The organism is Kribbella turkmenica (genome assembly GCF_004348725.1).
GTDB classification, from domain to species: domain Bacteria; phylum Actinomycetota; class Actinomycetes; order Propionibacteriales; family Kribbellaceae; genus Kribbella; species Kribbella turkmenica.
The window spans coordinates 1-3804 of record NZ_SMKR01000291.1 but is presented as its reverse complement, the minus strand read 5'-3'; the positions used below and the strand labels follow the sequence as shown (position 1 = coordinate 3804).

Annotated in this window: 3 protein-coding genes; 1 reads left to right on the top strand and 2 read right to left on the bottom strand. The window is 69.0% G+C overall.

Features of this window, described 5'->3' with window-relative positions; genetic code table 11:
- Positions 1-128 precede the first annotated feature (128 nt).
- The gene (locus E1218_RS35145; protein ID WP_132327348.1) at positions 129-755 is read right to left on the bottom strand and encodes a hypothetical protein; all 627 of its coding nucleotides are present in this window, start codon (positions 753-755) and stop codon (positions 129-131) included.
- 132 nt (positions 756-887) lie between these two features.
- Between E1218_RS35145 and E1218_RS35140 the strand changes: the two genes are divergently transcribed.
- Positions 888-2891 carry a sensor histidine kinase gene (locus E1218_RS35140; protein ID WP_132327347.1) on the top strand — a complete coding sequence of 668 codons (2004 nt, stop codon included), beginning with the start codon at positions 888-890 and terminating at the stop codon, positions 2889-2891.
- On the opposite strand, the gene E1218_RS35135 is transcribed toward E1218_RS35140, so the two are convergent.
- Complete coding sequence (locus tag E1218_RS35135) at positions 2867-3538, bottom strand: response regulator (RefSeq protein ID WP_132327346.1); 672 nt, start codon at positions 3536-3538, stop codon at positions 2867-2869. The two genes, E1218_RS35140 and E1218_RS35135, sit on opposite strands and share 25 nt — an antisense overlap.
- Positions 3539-3804: the final 266 nt, after the last annotated feature.

Below are 3804 nucleotides of genomic sequence, written 5' to 3'. Positions count from 1 at the left end.
ACCCATTCCCCCGCACGCCCCGGCACACTCCTGGCCGAGACCCCCACCGGCTGGACCCTACAATCCGCCGACCGCCCCCTACACCTAACCCGCCACTCACCTTGACCCCTCCCGCATTCAGGTCCTTGTCACACCGTTGCCATGACGTCGGACACGACCTGCTTGCGTCGCATCAGCGTCCAGCCGATGGGGGCCAGGGCCAGCACCAGGACTACGTCGGCGACAATCGCGAGCGCGTTGACGCGTTCCGGGCGCGAGGCAACAAAGAGCACTCCGCCGAGGATGAGCAGGATCGCGGACCACGGCGGCGCCGATCGTGACACCCACAACAGGATGCCCGTGGCAACCAACGTGACCGGCACCAGCAAACCCCACGGCAGGAAGGCGAAGATGCCCACTGCCGGCGACTGGGGCAGCCGGCCCTCGGAGAGGTCGGCCAGCAGGTCAGTGCCGTACGCCCCGTAGTACATCGCCTGGACGTTGAACGCCGTACCGGCGGTGAAGCCGATCAGCGTCAGGGCCATGAACATCGGGCCGATCCGGGGCAAGCGGGACTCGATCACGCGGTAGAGGCCGGCGAACGCGATGACGAACAGGAAGGTCGACCACACGCCGAGGGTGCCGCCGGCGACCCCGTCGTTGATGCCGTCCTCCGAGATGAACGCCAGCGTGCTGCCCAGCAGCAGGACCGGCGCGAGGATGGTGGCCCAGCCGTGGATGCGGGCCGCTGTCGGACTGAATGCTGTTGTACTCATGTCTCGAGCCTGACTGTCCTGAAGCCCGTGCGGCAGGGAGCGGGCTGGCCAATCAGGGGTGTGGCCAGCCGTACCGGAGTGGTGCGGTCTGTTCGCTATCGGCGTGTGCCGCCCGCGCCGATACTGGTGGCTGTGAGAGGACGTTGGCTGACCTGGGTCGCCGTACTGGGCACGCTCGTCGTGGCGGCGGCGTTCGGGGTGATGCTGGTCCGGGGTCGCCCGCCGACGGAGTACTACGACCTGTTCCTGTTCCACAATGGGCCGTCGGCGATCGTCTTGCTGTGGATGGCCCGACTCGTGCTGCTCCGCCGGCCAGGCCACCTCGCGGGCCGGATGCTGCTGGCGATCGGCACCGTCCACGTTCTACATGTCGCGGTCGCGGTGACCGCAGACGTACGGCTGGTGGCAGCCGGGTTCGACCCACCGCTGGAGCAGGCGGCGGCGTTGCCTCCGTCCGGGTTGCCACTGGATGCGGCGACGTTGCTGTGGACTATGAACTGGCTGTGGGTGCCGGCCCCAGTACTGGCCATCCTGTTGCTGGTGGTGTTCCCGGACGGCCGGTTGCCCAGCCGTCGCTGGTGGCCGGTCCCGGTAGTCGCGCTCGCCGGGACCGTCCTGCTGATCGCCGGTTTCGTCATCGATGCCTGGCCGACCGCGTCCTGGGGCGCGGCGGATGTCCCGGCGGTGGTGGGACTGCTTCTCGCCGTGGGTGGGCTGCTCGTCGCGGGGGCCACGGTGGCTTGCGTCGCGGCACTGATCATCCGATGGCGGCGCCACAACGCCAGGACCCGGCAGCAATTCCGTGTAGCCGGTGTGGCCGCGATCGTCTTCGCGATCGTCGGAGTCTCGACCTACCCGTGGCAGTCGATCTGGATTCCGGCGGTGCTGATCACCTTCAACGGGCTGTTGGTCGCCTACGCACTGGCGGTCGCGCGGTACCGGCTCCATGATCTGGAGCCGCTGCTCGGCCGGGCCGCCGTAGCCGCCACCCTCACCGGACTCGTTGCCGCGGTCTACCTGACGATCGTCGTCGGCATCGGCAGGTTGCTGGGCGTGGGCACCGGAAGCACAGTCCTGCCGCTGGTGGCGGTCGCGGCGGTGGCGCTGCTCGTCGAGCCGGTACGCCGACGCGCTCGCCGTACCGTGGACCGTCTGCTCTATGGCCGCTATGCCGACCGCACCGAGGTACTGTCCCGGCTCGCTGCCCACGCGAGTTACGCCTCGGCCAGGGAGGTCCTCGACGAAGTGACCCGCTTGCTGGTGCGCAGCACCGGCGCCGCCCGAGCGGAGTTGCGGACAACCGCTGTTTCAGGCGACGAGCGCCCCGCGCTGCGCGCGGACGTCGAACACCATGGCGTGCGGTTCGGCGAGCTCTGCCTGCATGCGGCGGCGCCGTCCGATCTGGTGGCTGACGCTCCGCAAGTGCTGGCGGATGTCGCCCATGCGCTGGGGGTGGTGCTGCACAACGACCAACTGGCGGCCCAGTTGCGTGAGCAGTTGGCCGAGCTGCAAGCGTCTCGGCAGCGGCTGGTCGAAGCGCACGACCGAGCACGACGGACGCTGGAACGCGACATCCACGACGGCGCCCAAGCCCGACTGATCGCGCTGCGGATGCGAGTGGGAGCAGCGGCAGCGCGGACCGGCCCGCTGCCGTCCGGTGAGCTCGACGCGATCGGGCAAGAGGTCGACGCCACGATCCGTTCGCTGCGCGACCTTGCCCGGGGCATCTTTCCCCCGGTTCTGGAGCAGGGAGGGCTCGCCGCTGCGCTGCGGGCCTATGTACGTGAGCTGCCATTGCCCGTCAGGGTCACGCCGACCGGCGTCGGCCGCTATCCCCGGACCGTCGAATCCGCGGTGTACTTCGCCTGCCTGGAGGCTGTCCAGAACGCCATCCGGCACAGCGGGGCGAGCAGTGTCACCGTCGAGCTGCTCGACGACGGCCGAGCCCTGACCTTCGCCGTACACGATGACGGCGTCGGCTTCACGCCGAGTACAACCGCCGCCGGAACCGGACTGGTCAACATCAGCGACCGGATCGCCGCTGTCGGGGGCCTGACCGAGATCCAGTCGGCTCCCGCAACGGGAACCCGGGTCTCCGGACATGTCGCCCTTCACCCCTCCACGGCGGAAAGATAAGCCAGGACGGCTCTGACCCGCCGGTGAATCTGGCCGTCCTCCGGATCCAGGTCGAGCTTGCTCAGCACCGAGGTAATGTGCTTCTCCACTGCCCGCTCGGTGAGGACCAGCCGGCCGGCGATCGCCGCGTTGGACAATCCGGTGGCCATCAATCCCAGCACCTGCTTCTCACGCGGGGTCAGGCGGGACAGCGGCGACCGCTCATGCTTGACCTGTGCACCGACCAACGCCTGAACCACCGCCGGATCCAGCATCGAACCACCGCCGGCGACCGCGCGGATCGCGGCGCCCAGATGCTCGACGTCACCGACCCGCTCCTTGAGCAGGTACGCCCGCCGCACCGCCGACGGATCGAACAGCCGCAAGGCCCACTCCGGCTCCACGTACTGCGACAGCACCACGACCCCGAGCTCTGGGTACTCACGCGCGAACGACTCGGCGGCCCGGACGCCCTCGTCAGAGTCGCCCGGTGGCATCCGCACATCAGTCACCACGACATCCGGGGCATGCCGCCGCACCGCTGCGAGCAGCTCCGGCAACGTCGACACCGCGGCCACCAGGTCCAGCTCGTCCTGGCCCGACAGCAGCGATCGCAGCCCTTCCCGGATGAGGTAGCTGTCCTCCGCCACCACGACCTTCAACCCCATGACACGCACACTGTAGCCGCACTCCCCGGCCGGCACACCGGAACGTGGATGGGAGGCCAGCTTCCCACGGCTGGGCCGGGGGCCGCCTGCTGACCCCAGCTCGGAAAGCGTGTGGTCATACAGAAGGGCCCCGGTCGGGGGCGGTTTCAGGGGGTCGTTGCAACACCGTGTTGGTTTCTAGGTGGTGAGTAGATCACGCAGGCGCTCGGCTGGGGTGTCCCAGCTGAGCGTTTTGCGTGGTCGGGCGTTGAGTTCTTGGGCGACGT